Raw genomic sequence first — 22,733 nt, 5'->3', positions numbered from 1 at the left:
ACGAGCCGCTCGACCACGCGCAGCGTCCCGTCGACCGCTGACAGCAACCCGCCGGTGCTGATCACGTCGCCGCCGTCGATGTAGCGGATCCCGCGCTGCCAGTTCACGCCGGGATGGTCATGTTCGAACTCGGAGATCCGATACCAGTGCGAGGTCACGTCGCGCCCGTCGAGCAGCCCGGTCTCCGCGACCAGCTGCGCGCCGGCGCACACGCTCAGCAGCAGCCCGTCGCTCGCGGTGTCCTTGATCCATGACGTCACCCTGGCCCGGTCGGACACGTCGGAGTCCGGCATGGCGGGCACGACGGTCACGTCCGGGGCCGAACCGCTCAGCCGCTGCCCCAACTGCGCGAAGCTGAGGTCCGGCACCAGGTCCAGCCCGCCGAGCAGGGGCAACGGGCGGCGTTCCGGCGCGACGGTGTAGACGTTGAACGCTCCCGTGACGGCCAGGACCTCGTACGAGACGAGCGCGTCGGCGATGTTGGCGCCGCTGTTGCCGACGACGACCACGGCAGTGGGCTTGCCCGGATCGTGTACCGGAGGCGTGGCGGTGGCCGTGGTGATCCCGGGCCGGCCGTACTGGCTTCGCGCGTACGCCGCCGAACCCGCGGCGTACACGGCACCGGGGACGAGCACCAAGGCGAGCAGCACGGCCAGGCCGCGGCCGATCACCCGCGCGGCCGGCCGGACCGGGCCGTGCGCCCTGCTGTACTCCTCGCGGCGGCGGAGCATGACGATCAGCATGGCCGGCAGCATCAGCACGTGCAGCAGGGTCATCGCCGTCCCGCCGGAGACCGCCCCCGCCCACAGCAGCGGCACCAGCACCACGAGCGGGGCGAACATGGCCGCCACCATCTCCAGGGTGCTCGCCCAGCTGTGCCGGCGGTAGCGCATCCACGCGGCCATGCCCAGCGACATGGTGAGCACCATCTCCAGTGAGCCGATCACCGGATGGTCGGCGTGGGAATAGCCCCACCCCGCGGCGCCGAGGACCGCGTTCAGCGCCGCCCCCAGGACCAGCATCCCGGCCAGCATCGCCACGACCATCTCCAGGAAGTGCCAGGCGAAGCGCCACCAGCTTGCGCGGCCGGCGGTGTGCGCCTCTCCGGTGGCCGGCACACGGCTGCCCGACGCGTCCTGGTCGAATCTGGGATAGCTCACCGCACAACTCCTCTACAGGAACGAAGTCGCTCCTCCAGCCAGCCGCTCCACGAACGACCGGGTGATCGCCATCTGTCCTTCGAGGGAGGGATGCACACCGTCGGCTCCCTGCAGGTCCTGCCGGGCGGGAACGCCGAAGGTGGCGGTGAGGTCCACGACGGGATCGGCGAAACCCTTGATCTCCCCGGCCAGCGCGACGATGTCCGGGTTCCGCCACGCGACCTGGCTGAAGCCGAACATGGGCGACGCGGCGACCCGCTCCTCGATCACCGGCACCGGCGTCATCCACACCCACCCCGCGACAGCGCCGCCGATCCGGCGCAACTCGCGCAGGTTGGCGACGCTCTCGTGCAGGCTGACCTGCGGCTTGGCCGCGTCAGGACCGACGCGGGTGACGTCGTTGCCGCCGAGGCCGCAGATCACCCAGTCCGGGCGGGCCGCGCCCAGCGTCGCCGGCCAGCGCCGCAGCACCATGGCGGTGGTGTGCGCCGACAAGCCGCCGTTGACCACCCGTACCCCTCGCGGATCGAGCAGATGGCGCAGGATCTCGGCCCAGGACTGCAGGTCGTCGGTGATGCTGTCACCTATGGCGAGGATCGTCTGCCCGGGTTGCACGGGCAGAGCGTCCACGCGGGCCGCGAACGCCTCGTCGGCCAGCATGCCTTCCGCGGCCTCGCGCGCGCGGGCGTCGTACCGGGCGATGATGTCGCGGTACTCCACGCGGCTCATCCCGAAGATCAACGGCAGCGCGTCGGCCATTCCGGGCAGGTAGCCGTACAGCTTGTCGAGATGGGTGTGCTGCAGCCACATCTCACCTGTCATGGCGTGCTTCACGTGCGCCTCCAAGCTGTCTGTCCACCGGCTGCCGGTTACCGATCCTCATCCACGGAAGCGCGCCTGACGAGGTCAGCGACCGGACATTCAGCGGACTCTGGAGGTCGGCCGGCGCCGCCGAGAATCTCGGTGGGAGTACGGGCTGCGGGGCCGTCGCCGTTTTGTCCGGCAATAGTCCGGCTGCTGCCCTGGAGTGCCGCCCGGCGCTGCGGCCATACTCTCTCGCCATGGGATCAACGATTCGAGCGATGACCTTCTTCTCGCCGCCGTACCGCTGACCACGCTCACCTTCGCGGCCGTCCTTGCCGTGGTCGATCCGCGTCCGGGGCGCCTGACTCCACGGGTCCGACGGCGATGAGTTTCGCCGGGGTTCCCGGTCCGTATCGACACACCCGATCGTCCGTACTCGAGGAGGACACCATGACCGCCACCTACACTTTCGACGTCTTCACCAGCCTCGACGGCTTCGGCGCCGCCGGCGGCGACTGGACCGGCTACTGGGGCAAACAAGGCCCCGAACTGCTCGAACGCCGGCTCGCGCTGTACGGCCAGGAGCAGCGGATGGTCTTCGGGGCCAACACGTATCGGGCGCACGCGCAGATGCTGGCCTCGAGCACCGAGGAGTCCGAGATGCGCGACCCGTGGGTCACCCGGATGCGGGACCTGCCGGCGACGGTGGTGTCGAGCACGCTGAAAGAACCCCTTGACTGGCCGGACGCGACCGTCGTGAGCGGCGACGCCGTCGACATCGTCGCCCGGCTCAAGGAGGAGTCCAAGGTGCCGTTGCGCTCGCACGGCAGCCTGTCGCTGAACCGGGCGCTGATGGCCGCCGGTCTGGTCGACCGCGTCCAGGTGACGCTCTTCCCTGTGATCACCGGTCAGACCGGACTGGACCGGATCTTCCAGGGTGGGGCCGACTTCGACCTCGAGCTGATCGAGAGCCGGACGCTCGACGGCCACATCCAAGAGCTCATCTACCGGCCCACCCTGCATGTCTGAGCCCGTCCACGCACCCCACCCCTGACCTCGGACCGTCTCCGGCTGCGGGCACGTTCAGGGGCGGTCGCGTGGCTGAAGCCGTATTGAAGCCGTGACATGCGACAGTGCCTGAGCAAAGGTCACGCGAACGGGGAGAGGGATCCATGAAGGCAGCCGTGAAGCTCGGGGTCGGGGTGGCCTGGATCACCGGCACCCTGACCGTGGCGCTGCTCGGTACGACACCGGCCCAGGCGTCCACCGGTCAGTCCGGTGCCACGGCCGCACCTTGCCGGAAGGTGGCCGACGCCAACAAGGACACCGTCCGGGTGTGGTACTGCAACGGGACAGGAGGAACCGCACGCGGCTATCACGCCCAAGCTCTGCTGAGCGAAGGCACCAAGGTCACTCTTCGCAGCGGCAGCGGCGCGATCCTGCGCACCAAGACCGCCACCCATACCGGTGTGCTCGCCCAGTGGTACAACACCAGCACGTTCAACAGCTCCGGTGGCCTTTTCAAGGCGTGCACCGGATATCGGGAGAACCTCGGGACGTGCACGAGGGCAGGTTCGTAGTCCTCGGGACCGGGCCGGCCACCGGCGGAACGGATCAACCCCATCATCAGCAAAGGAGTCTCTCATGCGCGTCATCACCCGCTGTGTCATCGCGGCGGCGACGGCCGCGTCAGCGCTGGCCGTCGCGACCGCACCGGCCGGCGCCGCGACCGGACAGCTCGTCCTGCGCGGGTCGGGGCACACCACGGTGATCGTCGACCCCAAGGCCGGCTGCCTCAGCAGCGGCGTCGGGTTCTCACAGGTCACCAACGACACCGACGTGTACGTCACCGTTCACACCGGCCTCCGCTGTGACGGCAGCGGGCTGGTGGTGAGCCCCGGCAGCACGGTCTCGGTGGGCTCCCGCCACAGCGTCAGGGTGCCCTCGTAACAGACCGACCGCCCGTCCCGGTTCGCGGGCCATGCTCGTGACGAAGGACCACGGGGAAGCACCTGCCGCCGTCCTCCCGCCGATGGGTCGAGAACGGCCATCGGCCGGGGTGGTCGAATGGCGTGTGCGCGGACAAGCTGATCACATGACGATCCCCCCTCATGATCTCGAGCTCCCGTACGACCTCGACGCCTCCGCGGTCCGGCGCTTCGACGAAGACGGCTTCGTGAAGCTGCCCGGCGTGCTGGACGCCAAGACGATCGCGGCGTACGAACCGGAGATCACCTCCAAGGTCATCGAGCTCAACACCCAGCACCTGCCCCTGGAGGAACGCGACACCTACGGCAAGGCGTTCCTCCAGGTCACCAACCTGTGGCGGCACAGCGACCCGGTCCGCGAGTTCGCCTTCTCCCAGCGCCTGGCCCGCATCGCGGCCGAACTCCTCGGGGTCGAAGGCGTCCGGCTCTACCACGACCAGGCCCTGTACAAGGAGCCGGGCGGCGGGATCACCCCCTGGCACGCCGACCAGTACTACTGGCCCCTGGCCGGCGACCGCACGGTGACGGTCTGGATCCCCCTGCAGGAGACACCGGCCGAGATGGGCCCGCTGTCCTTCGCGGCCGGCAGCCATCGCTTCGAGTACGGCCGTGACCTGCCCATCAGCGAGGAGTCCGAGCGCGCGCTCCGGCAGGCGCTCGCCGAGCGGGACTTCCCGCACGTCGGGACGCCCTACCGGCTCGGCGAGGTGAGCTACCACCTCGGATGGACGTTCCACCACGCCCCGCCCAACCGGTCGAGCATCCCGCGCAGGGTCATGACCGTGATCTACATGGACGCCGACATCACCGTCGCCCGACCGGCCAACGACCACCAGGCGAACGACCTCCGCGCGTGGCTGCCCGGTGCCGAGGTGGGCGCCGTTCCGGACACCCCGCTCAATCCCGTCCTGTACCGGGCCGGCGGCGGCGCGTAGGCAGGCCGATCCCGGTGGGGCAGCCCCTGCGGGCGTGGCGACGCCAGACTGGACACACTGGCCATGCTGGACGATCACGCAACTATCGTGGATCGGCTAGCATTCCGCGTCCAACCCGGAGTGCTTACGGTTGAACTCATGACACGCATCAGCACCCCGTTCAACGCCAAGACCACGGCCGCCGAGATCCTCACCGGCATCGACCTCACCGGACGGCGGATCATCGTCACCGGCGGCGCCTCCGGGATCGGCCTGGAGACCACGCGGGCGCTGCGGGATGCCGGGGCCGAGGTCACCGTCGCCACCCGCAACCCCGGCCCCGGCCAGCAGGCCCTGGATCTGAGCGACCTCGGCTCGGTGCGCTCGTTCGTGGCCGGTTGGACCGGGCCGGTGCACGCGATCGTGGCGAACGCGGGGATCATGGCGCTGCCCACCCGCCAGGTCGCCGCCAACGGCTGGGAGTTGCAGCTGGCGACGAACTTCCTCGGGCATTTCGCGCTGATCACCGGCCTGCACGACAACCTCCGGCAGGCCGGTGGCGCGCGGGTGGTCGTGGTGAGCTCGGGCATTCAGCTGCGCGAGCCGTTCGACTTCGACGACCCGCACTTCGAGCGCCGCCCGTACGAGCCGTGGGCCGCGTACGGGCAGTCGAAGACGGCCGACGTGCTGCTCGCGGTGGGCGCGGCACGGCGCTGGGCCGCCGACGGCATCACCGCGAACGCGCTCGAACCCGGCTACATCCACACCAACCTGCAGCGGCACGTCGACGAAGCGACGATGCGGGCGATGGGCGCGATGGACGACGAGGGCAACCTGCTGACCCCCGACTTCTTCAAGGCCCCGGAGCAGGGCGCGTCCACCTCGGTGCTGCTCGCCGCGTCCCCGCTGCTGGACGGCGTCACCGGCCGGTACTTCTCGAACGACAACCAGGAGGCGGAGGTGGTGCCGGGCGGCCCGGACGCGACCAGCGGCGTCGCCGCCTGGTCGGTCGACCCGGCCGCCGCCGACCGCCTCTGGGACTACGCCCTCCAAGCGACGGCGTGACCGTACGCCTGCTCGCCCAACTCGTGCGGCCAGGTGGGCCCGGCAAGTGCATGCATGGGAATCGACCATCGGCCCTAGAACGATCACGAACGTGATTCGTCCACCAGGAGGCGTCCCAGGGTACGTTCCCCCAGCCGGCTCATCACCGGATTGCTTTCGAGGTAATACCAGACCAGACCCATCGACTGCGCGAAAGCCCACGCCCTGCCCCGCTCCCATTCCAGGTCGTCGCTCCCCAGGACCTCGCGGAGCACCTGCCGAGGCTCCGCTTCGAGCAGATGCCACGCGCTCACGAGGTCAAGAGCGGGATCGGCCGGCCCGAACCCGCCGACGTCGAGAACCCCGGTCAGCCGGCCGGCGGACACGAGCACGTTGCCGGGGATGAGATCACCATGGGTCATCACGTCCCCGGCCGCCGCGCGCGGCAGGTCGCGCATGATCGCCCACATCCGGCGGAGCCGGGGCACGTCCAGCAGCCCCTCGTTGCGCTCGAAGCAGGTTTCCATCCATCCGTCATGGGCCCGCAGGTCACCGCCTCGCCCGGTGCCGCCGAACGTGCGGCCACGCGTGTCGATGGCGCGCAGGTCCGTGATGAGGTCGGCCAGGTCGCGCGCGAACGCGACCGATTCGCCCGGGTCCTCCTCCGTGGCCACGACACCGGGCAGCCACGTCTGCACCGACCACGGAAGTGGGTAACCCGCCCCCGGTTCACCGAACGCGACCGGCTCGGGCGTACGGAACCGCGTACGATCCACCAGCTCACGCGCTGCCTCCGCCTCGGCCACCAGCTGGCGCCGCGTCGACTCGACGTCCCCTCCCAGTAGCGGGAACCGAGCGACGACCTCCTCACCGATGCGGAAAATGGCGTTGACCGTCCCCTGCGAGACGATGCTCCGGACGGGCAGGCTTCGCCACTCGGGAAACTGCTCGTCCACCAGCGCGCGCACGGTCTCAGGAGGCACTGTCAGCTGATCGGTGTGCATTTTCATACGCGGTACTGTAATTCCGCAGGCCCCGTCCCCCACGTGGCGATCACCCGGTCAGGCTCGGACGTCGTCAGGAGCTCGTGAGGATGACGAGTCGCTGGGTCGCTCGGGTCATCGCGACATAGCGGTCGACCGCTCCTTCGATGCCCTCGCCGAACTCCGCCGGGTCGACGAGCACGACCAGGTCGAACTCGAGCCCCTTCGACAGCTCCGGCGTCAGCGACCGGACCCGGGACGTCCCCCGGAACGTGGGATCCCCGATGACGCAGGCGATCCCCTCGGCGTTCGCGGCGAGCCACGTGTCGAGGATCGAGTGCAGGTCCGAAGCGGATCCGTGTACGACGGGCACGTCGCTGCGGCGGATGGAGGCCGGCACGTTGGCGTCCGGGAGCACGGCCCGGATGACCGGCTCGGCCTCCGCCATGACCTCCTCCGGCGTCCGGTAGTTGATGCTCAGGGACGCCAGGTTGATCCGGTCGAGCCCGACCCGCTCGAGCCGTTCCCGCCACGACTCCGTGAACCCGTGCCTGGCCTGGGCCCGGTCCCCCACGATGGTGAAGCTCCTGGACGGGCAACGGAGCAGCAGCATCTGCCACTCCGCGTCGGTCAGTTCCTGCGCCTCGTCCACGACGATGTGCGCGAACGGCCCGGCGAGCCGGTCCGGGTCGGCGGCGGGCAGCGCGGACTCGTCGACCAGGGCGTCCTTGATGTCCTGTCCGTGGAGCATCGTCACCACCCCCTCACCGTCGTCGTCGGCCGCCAGCAGGTTGTCGACGACCTGCGCCACGCGCTCGCGTTCGGCGGCGACGGACGCGTCATGCCGGCGCTTGCGCCGTGCCGCCTCCGGGTCGCCGAGCCGCTGCCGGGCCGCGTCCAGGAGCGGCAGGTCGGACACCGTCCAGGCCTGGGCGTTCTCGCGCTGCAGCCGCCGGACTTCGTCGGGGCTGAGCCAGGGAGCGCACATCCGCAGGTAGGCGGGCACCGACCACAGGTCCCCGACGAGGTCGGCCGCCTCGATCAGCGGCCAGGCGCGGTTGAAGGCCGTGAGGAGTTCCCGGTTCCGCAGCAGCGACTTGCGGAGCAGGACGGGCGAGACGTCCTCGTCGTGCTTGTCCGCCAGGATCGTGAGCAGCCCCTCCCAGATCTGGTCGCGCGCCTCGTTGTGCGGGGTGCCGGGCTCCGCCGCCTCGAACGCCTCGGCCCAGTCCTCGGGACCCAGCCAGATGTCGGACCAGTGGGTCGTCACCGTCATCCCCTTGGCGGGCAGGTTCTCGTAGAACCTGACGGCCGGCTCGATCGCCTGCACCATGTCCGCGGACGCCTTCAGGCGGGCCACCTCCGGATCGGTCTCGGTCGCCGCCGCGGCTCCCTCGGTGACGAGGTCCCGCAGGGTGCAGGTCTGCACGCCCTCCTCCCCGAGGCTGGGCAGCACGTCGGAGACGTAGGCCAGGTAGGGCTGGTGCGGGCCGACGAACAGCACCCCGCCCCGGCGGTGACCGAGGCGGGGGTCGGAGTAGAGGAGGTACGCGGAGCGGTGCAGGGCGACGACGGTCTTGCCCGTCCCCGGGCCGCCGTCGACGACGAGGGCGCCACGGGAGCCCGCGCGGATGATGGCGTCCTGGTCGGCCTGGATGGTGCCGAGCACGTCACGCATCCGGCCCGACCGGTTGCCGCCCAGGCTGGCGATGAAGGCGGACTGGTCGTCGAGCGCGGCGTGCCCGTCGAACCCGTCCGAGGTGAACACCTCGTCCCAGTAGTCGCTGATCCGGCCGCGGGTCCAGCGGTACCGGCGGCGGCTCGCCAGGCCCATCGGGTTGGCGTGGGTGGCTCCGAAGAACGGCTCGGCCGCCGGGGATCGCCAGTCCAGCAGCAGCCGGCGACCGGACCTGTCGGTGAGGCCGAGCCGGCCGATGTACACGGGCTCGGGGTCGTCCGCGCTGACCATGTGTCCGAGGCACAGGTCCAGGCCGAAGCGACGCAGCGCGCGCAGGCGAGCGGTCAGCCGGTGGATCTCCAGGTCCCGGTCCAGGGCCTGCCGGCCCAGGCCGCCGGGCGCCTTGCGCGCGGCGTCGAGGCGGTCGGACAGCTCGGCGATCGACTGTTCGAGGCTCTCCGCGATGGCCGCGAAGTGCTTCTCGTCACCGGCGACCAGCTTCGGGTCGGCCTTGGCCGAAAGGTTGTCGGGAAGGTCAAACGCGCTGGTGGTCAGCGGGTTCACGTCGTCAGCTCCTGATCTGTGGTCGCTGGTCACCTCGCGCGCGGCAAGGTGACCGGACCGGTGTGACGAACCTGCGCGGTTGACAGGGACGTCCCCGCGCGACCCGTACGTCGACATCGACACACGCACTGCTGCGTCCCCCGTTTCCGCAGGTTCTGGCCTCGGCCGACGATTCTGCGGCATGACCGGGGTCTTGCCGCAAGCCCCCCGGTGCGCTATAGGTTGAGAGTGGAAAGGGGTGCGTGCTCCCCCTTACGCGCTGCCCTTTGCCTGGCGTCCCTCAGTCGGTGGGTTCGGTGTCGGGGCTGACTTCCCTTCCGTCGGTGTCCTCGGCCGCTTCGCGCCGCTCCTCCTCGACCTTCTGCTCCGGATCGGGCGGCGGCTCGATCGGCTCCGCCGGGATCGGGCGGTCTGTCTCCCTGATCTCCACCCCGGCACGCTCGGCCACCGTATCGCTCTCCCCATGGACCCGGCCCACCGCGACCGGCAGGTCCGGGGATTCTTCGTCCTGTCCGTCCATGCCCCGCACCTGCCCGGGCCCCGGTGGTCAAATCATGGGGGTCATCTGGTCGACGCCGAGCAGGGCCCGGCCGTAGGCCTCCCTGCTGATCTCCGGGCTGGCCACGGCGTGTCGTCCCGCCGTGTTGGCGTCGCGCCAGATCCGCTGCAGCGGGTTCTTCTCGGCGAAGCTGGAGGCGCCGTTGACGTCGATGAGCAGGTCGATCGCCCGCCGGGCGCAGCTCACGGCGTAACCGGTGTCCATGCGGACCCGCATCCGCTCCGTGAGGTCCAGTGACCGGCCGTCGGCGGCGGCCGTGTCGATGTCGCGGGCGGCGCGGAAGACGTGCAGGGCGGTGGTGTCGATGAGCTGCGCGGCCTCGGCCACGGCGAACTGGACCGAGGGCGCCTGGGAGGAGCTCTCGTAGAAGGTGTAGGAGATGCCGCGCTTGCCGACGGTCTCCAGGGTGTGGTCGAGCGCCGCCCTGGCCAGTCCGAGCTGCGGCCCGGCCAGCACCAGGGCGAGGACGGGCACGGTGGCCGAGCGGTAGAGGGGCTCGCCGGGGTGCGGGTCGGCCGCCTGCGGACCGAGCGCGATGCGCTGGTAGCGGTGCGCGGGCACGAACACGTCCGTCGCGATCACCGTGTTGCTGCCGGTGCCCCGCATCCCGGCCACGTGCCAGGTGTCCTTGATGTCGAGCTCGGCCATGGGCATGAGCACGCTGCCGTGATCGACGGTCCGCCCGGCGTCGTCGGTGACCGCGACGCCCATCAGCGCCCACCCGGCATGCAGGCAGCCGGAGGCGAAGCCCCATGAGCCGGTGACCGTGTACCCGCCCTCGACCGGCCGGGCGATCCCGGTCGGGGCGACGACGCCGCAGGTCCTGGCGTCGGGCCCGGCGCCGAACACCTCGTCCCTGGCCTGGTCGGGGTAGGTCGCCGCGGCCCAGTTGCAGACGTTGAGCAGGGTGACGACCCAGGCGGTGGAGCCGCAGGCGCGGGCGAGCTCGGCGGTGACGCCCAGGAAGGTGGTGAAGCCGGCCTCGTGTCCCCCGTACCGCTTGGGCACGGTGAGGTTGAGCAGGCCGGCCTCGGTGAGCGCGGCGAGGCTGTCGTCCGGCAGGCGCCGGTCGGTCTCGGTCCGTGCCGCATTCTCGGCGAGCAGCGGGCGCAGTTGCCTGGCCCGGGTCACGAGCTCGCCGTCCATGGTGGGGTCGTATTGGAGGGGGAAGTCCCAAGGTCGCGTCATGGCCTAGATTTCACGACGGCGCAACGGTGGCGGGCTTGCGTCGTGGGGCCAAAACTGGTCTTCCGGCTTGTGCTGGGGCACTGTGCATCTTTCCTTCAGGACGGGTGGGATCGGCTCATGAGCGATGAATGGCTGGTACGGCTGCGCCCCGACGGCGAGCCGCCGCGGCCGGGTTGTTCGGCGGTGACGATCGCGGCGGCCACCGAGGCGCTCGGGCCCGGCCCCGTGGCCTGGGCCGCGCAGCTGGCGCCGGGCATGACCGAGGAGATCATCCGGCAGGTGCCCGAGCACGGGGGCGGTCCGGCCCCGTTCGACACGCTGCGGCGCTCGGTCGAGTCGTCGGTGCTGGCGGCGCTGGCCGGGTTCCGGCACGACATCCCGGTGGCCTCGGCCGTGGTGCCCAAGGAGGCGCTGGAGGGCGGCAGGGAGTTCGCCCGCAGGGCGATCCCGCTGGATCGGGTGCTGCGCGGCATCCGGCTCGGACACGCCGCCCTGCACCGGGCGCTGATGGAGGTGATCGGGGACGATCCCGACGAGGTGCGCCGGGTGAGCGAGCTGCTGTTCGGGTACGCCGACGTGCATGCCAGCACGCTGGCCGAGGAGTACATCGCCGAGCGGGACCGCTGGGTGGGCAGCACCGCGGCGCAGCGCAGGCGGGTGGTGGAGGACCTCCTCGCGGGCCGGCCGGTCGAGGCGGAGGCGGCGAGCCGGGTGCTGGGCTACGACGTGCGCTCGCCGCACACGGCGCTCATCCTGTCGGCGGCCGACGCCCGCACGGCGCCGCAGGTGTTGCAGCGCCTCGCCGCCGAGCTGGCCGGGACCTCGGGCTCGCTGGCCGTGCCGGCGTCGGAGTCGTCGTTGTGGTTGTGGGTCGGCGGCCCCCTCGCGGAGGCGCGGGCCGGAGGGCCGCCGAAGGTGGCGATGCCCCCGGGAGTGCGAGTGGCGGCCGGTCCGCCGGCGACGGGGATCGAGGGGTTCCGGCGCAGCCACCTGGGCGCCAGGGCGGCCGAGAGCATCGGGATATCGCGCGGGGCCGTCTGGTGCGACTACGCCGACGTGCGGGTGGTGGCGTTGTGCACGGCCGACCCCGAGCAGGCGACCTGGTTCGTACGCGAGACGCTGGGGCCGCTGGCGGCCGACGACGAGCGGGTCGCGGAGCTGCGCCAGACCTTGCGCGCCTACCTGGCGGCCGGGCGCAGCCTGCAGGCGGCGGCCACGGACCTGCACGTCGCGCGCAACACCGTGACGTACCGGGTGAAGCGGGCCGAGGAGCTGCTCGGGCATCCGGTGGCGGAGGACCGGCTGGAGGTGCAGCTCGCGCTGGAGATCGCCCACTGGCTGCCGCCGCGCCGCGCCCCGCGGCGGCGATCGGCGCCGCTGGAGGCGATGTACGTCCACACACCCGACTGACCCGCGCGGCCAAGGTCGTCGATGATTTTGGTGCTGGGCGGCCAAGCCGGGCGCCCCGGGGCGGACGCATCGTGAGGCGTATGAGCATCGACCCCGCGCTGTTGCGCCGCTCGCTCCGCCACGTGCCGACCAGCGTCGCCGTCGTCACCTCCGTAACGGACACGGGCCGTCCGGTCGGGATGACGGTCGGCTCGTTCGCCTCGGCGTCGCTGGAGCCGCCACTGGTCTCCTTCTTCGCCGGGTGCGCCTCCGCGACCTGGCCGCTGATCCACGCCACCGGCCGCTTCTGCGTGAACGTGCTGGCCGCCCACCAGGGCGAGCTGGGGGCGGCCTTCGCCGGTTCGCGGGCCGACCGGTTCGCCGGCCTGACCTGGTCGCCGGGCCCGCTCGGCTCCCCCGTGCTGGACGGCGTGCTGGCCTGGCTGGAGTGCGAGCTGGACAGCACGTACCGGGTGGGCGACCACCACGCGGTCATCGGCCGGGTGTCGTCGCTGGAGGCCCGTGAGGACGTGGGGCCGCTGGTGTTCCATCGGGGAGCGCTGGCGGCCCTCGGCTGATCAGCGGAGCTCGTCCGCCGGATGCACGACGCCCGCCATGAGGCGCCGGGCGGTCCGGATCGCGCCGACGGAGCGCACGGGCGGCCGGGCCACGGAATCGACGGCCGCCACCAGCCCCTCGTCCACCGCTAACGGCCCGACGGCGGAGGTGAGGTTGCCGCAGTTTCCCGACCGGTCCACGATCGGCTGATCGATCCCGACCTGGGCGAACCAGTAGCACACGTCGTCACCGTCGGTGCTGCAGTTCGGTGAGGGCCCCGGCGCGGCGTACGAGGGTTCGGCACATGGGCCCGCCCATGAAGCCGAGTGCGGTGCTCATGACGCTCCTTCCTGACGGGGGGCCTGTCCGGGGGGCGAGGTGGCGTAGCGGGCCTCCAGCTCTCCGAACTCCGGCCGTCTGACCAGCCGCTGCCGTTCCGTCCAGCTGGCGAGCTGCGCCTCGTCCGGTGTGGTGCCCGCGCGCAGGGTGCGCAGGGCGTCCTGGACGCCCTTCAGGCCGGCCAGCAGCGGCAGGTTGGCGTGCAGCGCGATCGCGAACCCCAGCTCGCGCAGCCGCGGCTCGGGCAGCATGGGCGTGACGCCGCCGTACACCAGGTTGATGACCTGCGGGCCGCGTACGTTGGCCGCGACCGCCTCGACCTCGGCCTCCGACCGCGGCGCCTCGACGAACACCACGTCGGCCCCGGCCTCGCGGTAGGCGTTGGCCCTGGCGCACGCCTCGTCGAGCCCGGCCACGGCGCGCGCGTCGGTGCGTGCGACGATCAGCGTGCCGTCGTCGCGCCTGGCGTCCACCGCGGCCCGGACCTTGGCGATCATCTCCTCGGCCGGGATGACGCTCTTGCCCGAGAAGTGGCCGCACCGCTTGGGGGAGGTCTGGTCCTCCAGCTGGATCGCGTCGGCACCGGCCCGTTCCAGGTCGCGTACGGTGCGCCGGACGTTGATCGGGTTGCCGAACCCGGTGTCGGCGTCGACGATGAGCGGCACGCTCACCGCCTCGCGGATCGCCGCCACGTGCGCGACCAGCTCGCTGAAGGTCAGCAGGCCGATGTCGGGCACCGCGAGGTGGGTGTTGGCCAGCCCGGCTCCGGTGACGTACACGCTCTCGAACCCGCAGTCCTCGATCACCCGGGCGGTCAGGGCGTTGGCGGCGCCGGGCACGACGAGCAGCCGCCCCGAGCCGATCAGCGTGCGCAGGTCGCTCATCCGGCACCCCCGGCGGCCCGCGCGGCCGCGTTGCTCCCGGCGATCCTGCCGAACGCCACGCCGCGCACGAGCCCGGCCCCGGCGGCGTAGTTGTGGTGGAAGCAGTCGCCGGCGATCTCGCCCGTGGCGTACAGGCCGGGCATCGGCCGCCCCGTCGTGTCCACCACGCGGGCCTGGTTGTCGATCTTCAAGCCACCGGAGGCGAAGGTGACCGCGTAGGCGATGAACGGCGGTTTGTCCAAGGTCTGGGCCCAGTTCGACTTGGGCGGCCGGCCGGGCGGCTCGGCCGAGAGCCCGTCGAGCCGCATCGGGTCGAACCGGGTCGCGGCACCGGCCGCGACGGCCCGGTCGAAGGTCTCGGCGGTGTCGGCCGGCGCGCTCGCCGGCACGCCGAGCTTGCCGGCCGGCTCGGCGACCAGTCCTGCGTTTGCGGCGCCGACGATGACGACGTCGGTCTGCGTCACAGACAAGAGAAGATCCTTTCAGCGTGATGCAGCGGCTCGGTGCGTACTGCGGGTCGCCCTCGCCGGTGCGCCTGGCGTCCGCGATGCCCAGGCGCGAGGTCTCGGGCGCCAGGTAGGCGGCCACCCCGCTCACCACGGCCGTGAGCACCATGTACCCGGCGAAGTACCACGGATCACCGCCGCCCAGCCCGACGAGCGCGGTGGCGATGATGGGCAGCGGCCCGCCGAACAGCGTGCGACTGATCAGAACGGACCTCACTCCCACAAGGCCCTTTTGTGATGTACGACCGCCCGCGTCCGCCTGGCGTCGGGTCAGAGGCCCGCGTCGGCGACGTTTCGCGCAGCCTTCTCCTGAGCGGCGAGGAGCTCGTCGCCGTACTCGCCGGCCCAGTGGCCGAGCGCCTTCAGCGGTCCGTCGACCAGGCTCTGTCCCAGGCCGGTCAGGGCGTACTCGACCCGGGGCGGGGCCTCGGCGTGGGCGTGGCGGCCGATCAGGCCGTTGGCGAGCAGGCGGTGCAGCGCCTGCGTGAGCACCTTGTCGCTGATCCCGCCGATCGCGGTGCGCAGTTCGCGTCGCCGGCGCGGTCCCTGGGCGAGGGCGGCCAGGACGACCGGGTCCCAGGTGTGGGCGAACAGGTCGGTGGCCGCGCGTATGCGGCAGTCGGCCACGAACTCGTCGCGATCCATGTCCCGATCACTCCCCTCGCGGCCATCATCGCCTGTCCGATACGTACCGATTGGTGGGTAACGCCTTTTCTACCGTAGCCAGCAGACGATCACCGGTAGTGAGAGGGGATGCGGATGCGTATCGGGATTCTGGGCACGGGGGTGCTGGCGGCGGCGCTGGGTGAGGTTTGGGCGCGTGCGGGGCACGAGGTGGCCGTCGCGGGGCGGTCCCCTGCCAAGGCGCGGGAGCTGGCCGAGCGGCTGGGCGGCCGGGCGTACGCCGTCACGCCGCGTGCGGCGGTCGCCGGCCGGGACGCCGTGCTGCTCGCGGTGGCCTGGCAGGGGGCCGAGGACGTGCTGCGGAGCGCGGGCGCGACCGAGGGCACCCTGGCGGGGACCGCGTTGATCGACCCGACGAACGCCGTCGAGCACGGCCGGGGCGTGCTGCTCACCGAGCCCGGCGAGGCGATGGCCCAGCGGATCGCCCGGCTGGCTCCGGGCGCGCACGTCGTCAAGGCCTTCCACCTGTTCCCCTCCGGACAGTGGACCAGGCCGCGCGCCGACGGCGAACCGCCCGTCACGGTGACGATGTGCGGCGACGATCCGGGCGCGTTGCGCGTCGTCGGCGAGCTGGTACGCGATGTCGGCGCGGTCCCGGCCGTGCTGGGGTCCCTGGATCGGGCCCGCCAGCTGGAGGAGGTCGCGGGTTTCGTCATCGGCCTGGCCTTCGCCGGGACCGACCCCGGCTCCGCCGTCCCATCGGGCGCCGCGTAACCCCCGTACAGCGCCGATCATGGCGCCGCGTCGGACTCCGGCGCGTCCGGCGCGGCGGTCAGCGGCTGCTCGCGCCCATCGGATGCGGTCAGCGGCTGCTCGCGTCCGTCTGGTGCGGTCAGCGGCTGCTCGCGCCCGTCGGGTGCGGTCGGAGCGGCGCCGGTGCCGGCGGCGGGGTGCGGCCGGAACATCTGGACCAGCTCCACCGGCACCGGGAAGATCACCGTGGCGCCCTGCTGGGAGGCCGCGTCCACCAGCGAGCCCAGCGTGCGCAGCTGCATGGCGGCCGGATGCTCCTCGAGGATGCCCGCCGCGTCCCCCAGGTTCCTGGCCGCCTCCTTCTCCCCCAGCGAGTGGATCACGCGGGCGCGCCGGTCGCGCTCGGCCTCGGCCTGGCGGGCCATGGCGCGGCGCATCGGCTCGGGCAGGGAGACGTCGCGCACCTCGACCAGGGACACCTTGACGCCCCACGGGTTCGTGAGGTCGTCGATCACGCGGGCCAGCTCCTGGTTGATCTCGTCGCGGTTCATCAGCAGGTCGTCCAGGCTGCGCTGGCCGAGGATGCTCCGGAGCGTGGTCTGGGCGATCTTCGAGGTGGCGACCTGGTAGTCCTCGATCGCGATCACCGACTTCACCGGGTCGAGCACCTGGAAGTAGGTCACCGCGTCCACCCTGACCGTCACGTTGTCCGAGGTGATGATCTCCTGCGGCGGCACGTCGGCGGTCAGGATGCGCAGGTCGACCCGGACCATGCGGTCGACGATCGGGATGATGAAGAACAGGCCGGGCCCCTTGGCCCCCTGGATGCGGCCCAGCCGGAAGATCACGCCCCGCTCGTACTCCTGCACGATCTTGACCGCGCCGGCCAGCAGGATGAGCAGGACGAGGACGGCCAGGCCGATTCCGATGAGCGTCGGGTTCATGTCTTCTCCACTGGTTCCACGACGAGGGTCAGCCCGTCCAGGTCCACGACGCGCACCTGGTCGCCGTGCTGCAGGGGCGGGCCGGTGCTGCGTACCGACCACCAGGTGCCGTCCATGAACGCCTGCTCCCGGCCGTCCTCGCTCTTGTGCACGGTGACGGTCCTGTCCCGGTACGCGTCCGTACCGGAGACGGCCTTGCCGCGGCGCGAGCGCAGGGCGACGCGCCCGGCGAGCACGGCCAGCACGACCATGAGGACGGCCGTGGGAACGACCACGACCGGCTCCACCCGCACCCCCTGCGCCGCGTCGAACAGGAACACCCCGGCGAGCACCAGCGCCACCCCGCCCCCGGCCGCCAATCCGCCGGTGCCCGGCACGAACAGCTCGGCGACGAACAGCGCCGCCGCGACTCCGAGCAGGAGCACGCCGACCACGTTGACCGGCAGGACGGCCAGGCTGAACAGGGCCAGCAGCAACGACACCACGCCGATCCCGCCGGCCACCCCGACGCCCGGGGAGGCCAGCTCGTACAGCAGGCCCAGGATGCCCACGGTGAGCAGGAGGTAGGCCAGGTTCGGGTTCGCCAGGGCCTGCCGCACCTGCTCGAAGAAGCTCAGCTCCGCACGGTCCACGCGGGCGTCCGCGGTGCGCACGGTGACCGTCCGCTCCCCCGCCACGAGGACCCGCCGCCCGTCGGCCACCCGCAGCGCCGCCTCCAGCGACGGCGCCCGGGCGTCCACGACCTTCAGCCGTACGGCCTCGTCCACTGCGAGGGAGCGGCCCTGGCGCACCATGGCCACCGCCTGGGCCACGTTGCGGCCGCGCAGCCGGGCCAGCGACTCGGCCTGCGCCGCCGCGTCGTTCACGACCTTGGCCGCCAGGTCCTCCCCCTGCAGCCCCACCGGGGTGGCCGCGCCGATGGAGGTGCCCGGCGCCATCACCGCCACGTGCGCGGCGAGCGTGATGACCGCCCCGGCCGACGCGGCCCGCGCACCCTGCGGGGCGACGTACACCAGCACGGGGACCCGGCTGCCCAGGATCCCCCTGACGATGTCGCCCATCGACTCGCTCAGCCCGCCGGGCGTGTCCAGCTCGATCGCGTACGCCGCGTAGCCCTGCCGCTCGGCCCGCTCCAGCGCGCCGGCCACGTGGTCCGCGATCACCGGCGTGATCTCCGTGTCCACCGTGGTGACCAGGACCCGCGCCCTTTCCTGGGCTTCCTGGACTTCCTGGACCTTCTGGGCCTTCTCCGCCGTCTCGGCGTCCTGGGCGGATCCGCACAGCAGCGACACCAGCAGCACGACGCCGCCCGCGAGCCCGATGACCCGCGGCGCGCCACGTCGGCGGAGAGGCCGGGCCACCACACTTGGCCGTTACCCTGCAAACCGGAATTGTCACGCATGGTAATCCCGGACGCCCAGCGCGGGAGCGGGATTTTGACGGCTGTTGATACGTTGGTGACAGGTGTGCCGGGAAGTCTGGTCGGCGGTCTTGTTGCCGATCCCGGGTGAGGTGCTTCCATGCGTGCACGCGATGTCGCCGACGTGCCGGTGGTGTCCACGTGACGGTGACCGCGTGGCTGTCGGTGGCCGTCTTCCTGTGTGCCTACACGCTGATCGCCAGCGAGAAGGTGCACCGCGTCGCGGCGGCGCTCGGCGGAGCCGGGATCATGCTGCTCATCCACGCCACCAACGCCGAAGCCGCGTTCTTCTCCAAGGAAACCGGCATCGACTGGAACGTCATCTTCCTGCTCCTCGGCATGATGATCATCGTCGGCGTGCTCAAACAGACCGGCGTCTTCGAATACCTCGCCATCTGGGCCGCCAAACGAGCCAGAGGACGCCCCTACCGGCTCATGGTCCTCCTCGTCGTCATCACCGCCCTCGCCTCCGCCCTGCTCGACAACGTCACCACCGTCCTGCTCATCGCCCCCGTCACCTTCCTGGTCTGCGAACGACTCGCCCTACCCGCCGCCCCCTTCCTCATCGCCGAGGCCATGGCCTCCAACATCGGCGGCGCCGCCACCCTGGTCGGCGACCCACCCAACATCATCATCGCCAGCCGCGCCGGACTCAGCTTCAACGACTTCCTCATCCATATGGCCCCCATGATCATCATCCTGATGATCGTCTACGTCGGGCTGTGCCGGCTGCTGTTCCGCAAATCCTTCACCTACGATCCCGAACGAGCCGCAGAGGTCATGGCGCTCAACGAGCGGGAGGCCATCGCCGACCGCCGGCTGCTGTGGCAGTCCCTCGCCGTGCTCGCCGTGGTCATGGCGGCGTTCGTCCTGCACCCCGTCCTGCACTACGAACCGTCGGTGGTCGCCGTGCTGGGTGCAGGCGTGCTGGTGGCCGCCACCCGCGTCACCACCGAACAAGCCATCCGCGAAGTCGAATGGCCCACCCTCGTCTTCTTCGCCGGCCTGTTCGTCATGGTCGGCGCCCTCGTCGAAACCGGCGTCATCCCAGCCATCTCCCAGGCGGCGGCCGCCGCCACCCAAGGGCAACTCGGCCTCACCACCATGCTGCTCCTCTGGGCCTCCGGCGGACTGTCAGCCATCGTCGACAACATCCCCTACGTCGCCACCATGAGCCCCATCGTCGCCGACCTCGTCCAGGCCAACGGCGGCAACGAACACGCCCAAGTACTCTGGTGGGCCCTCGCCTTCGGCGCCGACCTCGGCGGCAACGCCACTGCCGTGGGCGCCGCCGCCAACGTCGTCATCCTCGGCATCGCCGCCCGCAACGGCACCCCCATCAGCTTCTGGCAGTTCACCCGCTACGGCCTCGTCGTCACCGCGGTCACGATCGCCCTGTGCGTCCCCTACCTCTGGCTGCGCTACCTGTGAAGCCTGCTCTCAACCAGCCCGGCGGAGGCCATCGCCGGGCATGAGCCGGATCATGGTCGTCCTGGCCCGGTGCGCGGCCGGCCGTGGAGGTGGTGCGGTGGCCGTCGGCGAGGATGGCGTCGCCGGAGCCGCGCCACCCGGCCGCGTACGCAGGTGGGCAGCGGTCCGAGGTCGCGGATGTCGATGTGGACGACTGGCCTTCGGCTGGGGGTAGCGGAGGCCGGGGCGGTCGGCGGTGGATGCGGAGGTCCAGCAGGCGCGGGCGCGGTTGATCGCTGGTGAGCCGGAAGTCCGGGGCGTAGGATCGCGGCGCAAGGTCCTCGTTGAGACGTCGCCCGTCAGGGGCTTGAGGGTCGGGCCGGTTCTCCGGTCGCGTCTCCCCGTTCTGTGGGAGGTGCGTGCCCGGATGAGCTCTCGTGTCGCCGTCACCGTGCTGGCGGCCGGTGTTGCGGCCAGTGCGGCCTTGGGGGAGTTCATCCCGTTCCTCGCTTCGGTGAGCGGGGAGTTCTCCCTGTCGCTCGGCTCCGTGGGGTGGCTGTCGTCGGTCATCACGCTGGTGGCCGGGCTCACCTGCCTGCCGCTGGGGATCTGGATGGCTCGCCGCCGGTTACGCGGGTTGTTCGGCGCCGCTCTGGTGGTGCTGGGAGCGGCGGGGCTGGGGACGGCGTTCGTGGTGGATCCGGCCGGGCTGTTCGCGTTGCGGGTGGTTCAGGCGGTCGGGTACGCCGTGGTGGTGGTCGCGGGGCCGGGACTGCTGACCCGGCTGCTGGAAGGCGGGGCGCGGCAGGCCGCTCTGGCGCTGTGGGGATTGTGCGTTCCGGCCGGGCTGACGCTGGCCAGTACGGTGGCGGCGCTGGTGGGGGCGGCCGGCTGGCGCGGCGAGGTGATCGTCGTGGGCGGGCTCACATTAGTGGTGGCCGGGTGGGCCGCCACGATGGCTTCCGACGTCCGCCCCGGCGGGCACGGGCAAGACGGCGATCGACCCGCCGGGCCGGTTGGCGCGGGGTGGGCGGTGGCCGCCCTGGCGGCCGGGTTCGCGATGATCGCCCTGGTGGGTGTCAGCTTGGTGACCGTCCTGCCCGCGTACCTGACGGAGGAGGCGGGTCTGGCGGGTCCGCAGGTGAGCCTGCTGACAGGTCTGGTGTCGGCGTCCAGCGCGGTCGGCAGCCTGGTGGCGGGCGCGTCGCTGCGGGCGGGGGTACGGCCTGGGCGGCTGGTCGCCGCAGCGCTGCTCATGGCTCCCCTGACCGCCGGGGTCTTCCTCGGCATGCCGGTGCCGGTGGTGGTGTCGTGCGCGGCGGTGGTGCTGGGGCTCAACGGCCTGGCCGTGTCGGCGATGTTCGCGGTGGCGGGCGGTCGTCCCGCGTGGTGGTTCGGGGCGGTGACGCAGGCGGGCAGCCTGGGCACGCTGCTCGGGCCGCCACTGTACGCGGGAGTGGTCGAGACGAGCGGGTGGAGTGCGGCGATCGTGGTGACAGCGGCGATCGTCTGTGGCGGCGTCGGTTGCGCCACCACAGCGATCCGCCGCTCGCGGTGACCCGCTCGTGCCGCGACGGAGACAGGCCGACTGTGGCGACCCCGCTCGTACCGCGACGGGGACACACCGGTCGCGGTGACCCCGCTCGTGTCGCGGCGGCGGCGCGAGGGCCGGGGTCGACGTCGCTACACTGAGCGGCAATTCAGTGCGAGCACATCGAGAAGGGGGAGAAGTGACGGGGAGACGCACCCGCGGGCCCGGGGCGCACCATGCGGAGCGGCGCAACGAGGTCGCCGACGCCGTGCTCGCCATCGTGGCCGAACGCGGCCTGGCCGCCGTGTCCCTGACCACGGTGGCCGCCCGGGCGGGCATCTCACCCGGCCGCGTGCAGCACTACTTCCCGGCCAAACGGCAGCTCATCGAGGCCGCCTTCGAGCGCGGCAACGAGCTGTCCGGCATCCGCATCAGGCAGCAGGTCGGCTCCGACCTGGACGTGGCCGACCCGCGCCTGGTGCTCACCACCGTGCTCACCGAGCTCATCCCGTACGACGCCACCACCGAAGCCCACATGCGGGTGCGCCAGTCGTTCCACGCCCTCGGCTTCGCCGAGGAGACCATCGCCGCCAGACTGCGCATCCTGTACGCCGGTTTCCACCGCCAGATGGCCGACCTCCTCCGCAGGGACCAGCAGGCCGGCCGCGTCCGCGCCGACGTGGACACCCCCGGCACCGCCCTGGCCCTCGTGGCCCTGGCCGAAGGGCTGGCCGCCTACGTACTCACCGGCGTCGCCCCCGCCGGCGTGGCCCGCGACCGGCTGCTCGCCGAGATCGCCGCGCTCTACGCCTGAGACGTACGAACCCGGTCGGTCACCAGGCTTCCTCCCAGATCCCGTCGGGAATTCGATAAAGGGTCCGGGTCGCGGCGAACCATTCCTGGTCGAGGAAACGTCCGGTGATTCGGCCCACCATGCACAACAGCCGGTGCGCGTCGCGTTCGAGATCTCCGTCTGTACCGAGTGCGAGGCCGTTCGCGAACGGCCGATATTCCGGGAATTCCAGGTAACCGCCTTCGTCGTGCGGCGGGGTGACGTGACCCAGTTGTTCGCCGTCGTAGTAGAGGTACAACGGATCGAGCCTGTCCAGTTCTCCGTCGCAATAGATCTGGAAGACGCGTCGCCGGCCCAAATTGATGACACCGAGATGGTACGGGAGCAGGCCGAAGGCGAGAATCTGCGTCCAACCAGGCGCATGCGGGCCGATCCACACGATCTTCTCCGGTGCGCCGGGAAACATGTCCGTAGCCGTTTCCAGGTCGCACTCCAGGCGCCAGTCCGGATCCACCCGGAGCAGCCGGGACAGCTCTTCCCGATCGTCGCCCTCGATCCACAGGCCGTGGAATTCATTGTGGATCCGGTGCTTGACCACCAGGTCCCACTGATTTTCCACGGGCAGATTCAGCATGCAACGCGTCCTTGAGCCATTACCTGTCCTGCATTCAGCACGCGGCGGTTCCTGGGCACAAGCCAC

At 71.4% G+C, this 22,733-nt stretch carries 24 protein-coding genes; 11 read left to right on the top strand and 13 right to left on the bottom strand.

The window, feature by feature from the left end:
• On the bottom strand, positions 1–1,160 hold a 1,160-nt coding region (locus tag AB0J69_RS52200; RefSeq protein WP_364134456.1), incomplete at its 3' end, for a DJ-1/PfpI family protein.
• Positions 1,161–1,172: 12 nt separating this feature from the next.
• Entirely contained in the window at positions 1,173–1,982 is an 810-nt protein-coding gene (locus AB0J69_RS52195) for a GDSL-type esterase/lipase family protein (protein WP_364134453.1), read from the bottom strand.
• 432 nt (positions 1,983–2,414) lie between these two features.
• Here AB0J69_RS52195 and AB0J69_RS52190 point away from each other — a divergent pair, with 432 nt between their 5' ends.
• From AB0J69_RS52190 to AB0J69_RS52170, 5 genes are all read left to right on the top strand, one after another.
• Positions 2,415–2,993 carry a dihydrofolate reductase family protein gene (locus AB0J69_RS52190; RefSeq protein ID WP_364134450.1) on the top strand — a complete coding sequence of 193 codons (579 nt, stop codon included), beginning with the start codon at positions 2,415–2,417 and terminating at the stop codon, positions 2,991–2,993.
• 143 nt (positions 2,994–3,136) lie between these two features.
• A complete protein-coding gene (locus AB0J69_RS52185) occupies positions 3,137–3,544 on the top strand; it encodes a hypothetical protein (protein WP_364134447.1) in 408 nt (135 codons plus the stop codon).
• A 64-nt stretch (positions 3,545–3,608) separates the two neighbouring features.
• Positions 3,609–3,914, top strand: a complete 306-nt coding sequence (locus AB0J69_RS52180) for a hypothetical protein (RefSeq protein WP_364134444.1) — start codon at positions 3,609–3,611, stop codon at positions 3,912–3,914.
• A gap of 145 nt (positions 3,915–4,059) precedes the next feature.
• Entirely contained in the window at positions 4,060–4,887 is an 828-nt protein-coding gene (locus AB0J69_RS52175; protein WP_364134441.1) for a phytanoyl-CoA dioxygenase family protein, read from the top strand.
• 138 nt (positions 4,888–5,025) lie between these two features.
• Positions 5,026–5,931 (top strand): SDR family NAD(P)-dependent oxidoreductase, encoded by a 906-nt coding sequence (locus tag AB0J69_RS52170; protein WP_364134438.1) that lies wholly within the window; start codon positions 5,026–5,028, stop codon positions 5,929–5,931.
• Between the two features lie 83 nt (positions 5,932–6,014).
• Here AB0J69_RS52170 and AB0J69_RS52165 read toward each other — a convergent pair whose 3' ends face one another.
• The 4 genes from AB0J69_RS52165 to AB0J69_RS52150 form a co-directional block, all read right to left on the bottom strand.
• The gene (locus AB0J69_RS52165) at positions 6,015–6,920 is read right to left on the bottom strand and encodes an aminoglycoside phosphotransferase family protein (protein ID WP_364134435.1); all 906 of its coding nucleotides are present in this window, start codon (positions 6,918–6,920) and stop codon (positions 6,015–6,017) included.
• A 67-nt stretch (positions 6,921–6,987) separates the two neighbouring features.
• Entirely contained in the window at positions 6,988–9,135 is a 2,148-nt protein-coding gene (helR, locus tag AB0J69_RS52160) for an RNA polymerase recycling motor ATPase HelR (protein WP_364134432.1), read from the bottom strand.
• A 280-nt stretch (positions 9,136–9,415) separates the two neighbouring features.
• On the bottom strand, positions 9,416–9,655 hold the full coding sequence (locus tag AB0J69_RS52155) for a hypothetical protein (protein ID WP_364134429.1): 240 nt from the start codon (positions 9,653–9,655) through the stop codon (positions 9,416–9,418).
• Between the two features lie 27 nt (positions 9,656–9,682).
• On the bottom strand, positions 9,683–10,882 hold the full coding sequence (locus tag AB0J69_RS52150; RefSeq protein ID WP_364134426.1) for an acyl-CoA dehydrogenase family protein: 1,200 nt from the start codon (positions 10,880–10,882) through the stop codon (positions 9,683–9,685).
• 117 nt (positions 10,883–10,999) lie between these two features.
• On the opposite strand from AB0J69_RS52150, the gene AB0J69_RS52145 reads away from it, so the two are divergent.
• Both AB0J69_RS52145 and AB0J69_RS52140 read left to right on the top strand, forming a co-directional pair.
• Positions 11,000–12,292 carry a helix-turn-helix domain-containing protein gene (locus AB0J69_RS52145; protein ID WP_364134423.1) on the top strand — a complete coding sequence of 431 codons (1,293 nt, stop codon included), beginning with the start codon at positions 11,000–11,002 and terminating at the stop codon, positions 12,290–12,292.
• A gap of 80 nt (positions 12,293–12,372) precedes the next feature.
• Positions 12,373–12,849, top strand: coding sequence for a flavin reductase family protein (locus AB0J69_RS52140; protein WP_364134420.1), 477 nt, complete (start codon positions 12,373–12,375; stop codon positions 12,847–12,849).
• Here AB0J69_RS52140 and AB0J69_RS52135 read toward each other — a convergent pair whose 3' ends face one another.
• From AB0J69_RS52135 to AB0J69_RS52120, 4 genes are all read right to left on the bottom strand, one after another.
• Positions 12,850–13,071: a PrpF domain-containing protein gene (locus tag AB0J69_RS52135; protein WP_364134417.1), complete on the bottom strand. Its 222-nt coding sequence runs from the start codon at positions 13,069–13,071 to the stop codon at positions 12,850–12,852. It abuts the gene before it with no gap.
• Between the two features lie 93 nt (positions 13,072–13,164).
• Complete coding sequence (locus AB0J69_RS52130; protein ID WP_364134414.1) at positions 13,165–14,052, bottom strand: isocitrate lyase/PEP mutase family protein; 888 nt, start codon at positions 14,050–14,052, stop codon at positions 13,165–13,167.
• Positions 14,049–14,516: an FAD-binding protein gene (locus AB0J69_RS52125; RefSeq protein ID WP_364134459.1), complete on the bottom strand. Its 468-nt coding sequence runs from the start codon at positions 14,514–14,516 to the stop codon at positions 14,049–14,051. The genes AB0J69_RS52130 and AB0J69_RS52125 overlap by 4 nt, the downstream gene beginning before the upstream one ends.
• Positions 14,517–14,828: 312 nt before the next feature.
• The gene (locus AB0J69_RS52120; RefSeq protein WP_364134411.1) at positions 14,829–15,203 is read right to left on the bottom strand and encodes a helix-turn-helix domain-containing protein; all 375 of its coding nucleotides are present in this window, start codon (positions 15,201–15,203) and stop codon (positions 14,829–14,831) included.
• Between the two features lie 114 nt (positions 15,204–15,317).
• On the opposite strand from AB0J69_RS52120, the gene AB0J69_RS52115 reads away from it, so the two are divergent.
• Positions 15,318–15,956, top strand: a complete 639-nt coding sequence (locus AB0J69_RS52115) for an NAD(P)-binding domain-containing protein (RefSeq protein ID WP_364134408.1) — start codon at positions 15,318–15,320, stop codon at positions 15,954–15,956.
• 17 nt (positions 15,957–15,973) lie between these two features.
• On the opposite strand, the gene AB0J69_RS52110 is transcribed toward AB0J69_RS52115, so the two are convergent.
• Together AB0J69_RS52110 and AB0J69_RS52105 are read right to left on the bottom strand one after the other, a co-directional pair.
• Entirely contained in the window at positions 15,974–16,879 is a 906-nt protein-coding gene (locus AB0J69_RS52110) for a slipin family protein (RefSeq protein WP_364134405.1), read from the bottom strand.
• Entirely contained in the window at positions 16,876–18,240 is a 1,365-nt protein-coding gene (locus AB0J69_RS52105) for a nodulation protein NfeD (RefSeq protein ID WP_364134402.1), read from the bottom strand. The genes AB0J69_RS52110 and AB0J69_RS52105 overlap by 4 nt, the downstream gene beginning before the upstream one ends.
• Positions 18,241–18,440: 200 nt before the next feature.
• Between AB0J69_RS52105 and AB0J69_RS52100 the strand changes: the two genes are divergently transcribed.
• The 3 genes from AB0J69_RS52100 (at position 18,441) to AB0J69_RS52090 (ending at position 22,054) form a co-directional block, all read left to right on the top strand.
• Positions 18,441–19,730 carry an ArsB/NhaD family transporter gene (locus AB0J69_RS52100; RefSeq protein WP_364134399.1) on the top strand — a complete coding sequence of 430 codons (1,290 nt, stop codon included), beginning with the start codon at positions 18,441–18,443 and terminating at the stop codon, positions 19,728–19,730.
• 406 nt (positions 19,731–20,136) lie between these two features.
• Positions 20,137–21,267, top strand: coding sequence for an MFS transporter (locus AB0J69_RS52095; protein ID WP_364134396.1), 1,131 nt, complete (start codon positions 20,137–20,139; stop codon positions 21,265–21,267).
• 172 nt (positions 21,268–21,439) lie between these two features.
• The gene (locus AB0J69_RS52090) at positions 21,440–22,054 is read left to right on the top strand and encodes a TetR/AcrR family transcriptional regulator (RefSeq protein ID WP_364134393.1); all 615 of its coding nucleotides are present in this window, start codon (positions 21,440–21,442) and stop codon (positions 22,052–22,054) included.
• 19 nt (positions 22,055–22,073) lie between these two features.
• On the opposite strand, the gene AB0J69_RS52085 is transcribed toward AB0J69_RS52090, so the two are convergent.
• The gene (locus AB0J69_RS52085) at positions 22,074–22,667 is read right to left on the bottom strand and encodes a hypothetical protein (protein WP_364134390.1); all 594 of its coding nucleotides are present in this window, start codon (positions 22,665–22,667) and stop codon (positions 22,074–22,076) included.
• Positions 22,668–22,733 lie beyond the last annotated feature (66 nt).

Origin of the sequence: Nonomuraea sp. NPDC049709, assembly GCF_040674815.1 — a bacterium.
GTDB lineage: Bacteria > Actinomycetota > Actinomycetes > Streptosporangiales > Streptosporangiaceae > Nonomuraea.
Note: the sequence above shows the minus strand (reverse complement) of the source record. Positions and strands in the feature narration are given on the sequence as shown.

Excerpts from the sequence above, each read along its gene's own strand:
- AB0J69_RS52170 (WP_364134438.1), top strand. The coding sequence starts at position 5,026 with ATGACACGCATCAGCACCCCGTTCAACGCCAAGACCACGGCCGCCGAG.
- AB0J69_RS52155 (WP_364134429.1), bottom strand. The coding sequence starts at position 9,655 with ATGGACGGACAGGACGAAGAATCCCCGGACCTGCCGGTCGCGGTGGGC.
- AB0J69_RS52180 (WP_364134444.1), top strand. The coding sequence starts at position 3,609 with ATGCGCGTCATCACCCGCTGTGTCATCGCGGCGGCGACGGCCGCGTCA.
- AB0J69_RS52175 (WP_364134441.1), top strand. The coding sequence starts at position 4,060 with ATGACGATCCCCCCTCATGATCTCGAGCTCCCGTACGACCTCGACGCC.
- AB0J69_RS52110 (WP_364134405.1), bottom strand. The coding sequence starts at position 16,879 with ATGAACCCGACGCTCATCGGAATCGGCCTGGCCGTCCTCGTCCTGCTC.
- AB0J69_RS52195 (WP_364134453.1), bottom strand. The coding sequence starts at position 1,982 with ATGACAGGTGAGATGTGGCTGCAGCACACCCATCTCGACAAGCTGTAC.
- AB0J69_RS52165 (WP_364134435.1), bottom strand. The coding sequence starts at position 6,920 with ATGAAAATGCACACCGATCAGCTGACAGTGCCTCCTGAGACCGTGCGC.
- AB0J69_RS52140 (WP_364134420.1), top strand. The coding sequence starts at position 12,373 with ATGAGCATCGACCCCGCGCTGTTGCGCCGCTCGCTCCGCCACGTGCCG.
- AB0J69_RS52150 (WP_364134426.1), bottom strand. The coding sequence starts at position 10,882 with ATGACGCGACCTTGGGACTTCCCCCTCCAATACGACCCCACCATGGAC.
- AB0J69_RS52130 (WP_364134414.1), bottom strand. The coding sequence starts at position 14,052 with ATGAGCGACCTGCGCACGCTGATCGGCTCGGGGCGGCTGCTCGTCGTG.
- AB0J69_RS52185 (WP_364134447.1), top strand. The coding sequence starts at position 3,137 with ATGAAGGCAGCCGTGAAGCTCGGGGTCGGGGTGGCCTGGATCACCGGC.
- AB0J69_RS52145 (WP_364134423.1), top strand. The coding sequence starts at position 11,000 with ATGAGCGATGAATGGCTGGTACGGCTGCGCCCCGACGGCGAGCCGCCG.
- AB0J69_RS52085 (WP_364134390.1), bottom strand. The coding sequence starts at position 22,667 with ATGCTGAATCTGCCCGTGGAAAATCAGTGGGACCTGGTGGTCAAGCAC.
- AB0J69_RS52190 (WP_364134450.1), top strand. The coding sequence starts at position 2,415 with ATGACCGCCACCTACACTTTCGACGTCTTCACCAGCCTCGACGGCTTC.
- AB0J69_RS52115 (WP_364134408.1), top strand. The coding sequence starts at position 15,318 with ATGCGTATCGGGATTCTGGGCACGGGGGTGCTGGCGGCGGCGCTGGGT.
- AB0J69_RS52120 (WP_364134411.1), bottom strand. The coding sequence starts at position 15,203 with ATGGATCGCGACGAGTTCGTGGCCGACTGCCGCATACGCGCGGCCACC.
- AB0J69_RS52095 (WP_364134396.1), top strand. The coding sequence starts at position 20,137 with ATGAGCTCTCGTGTCGCCGTCACCGTGCTGGCGGCCGGTGTTGCGGCC.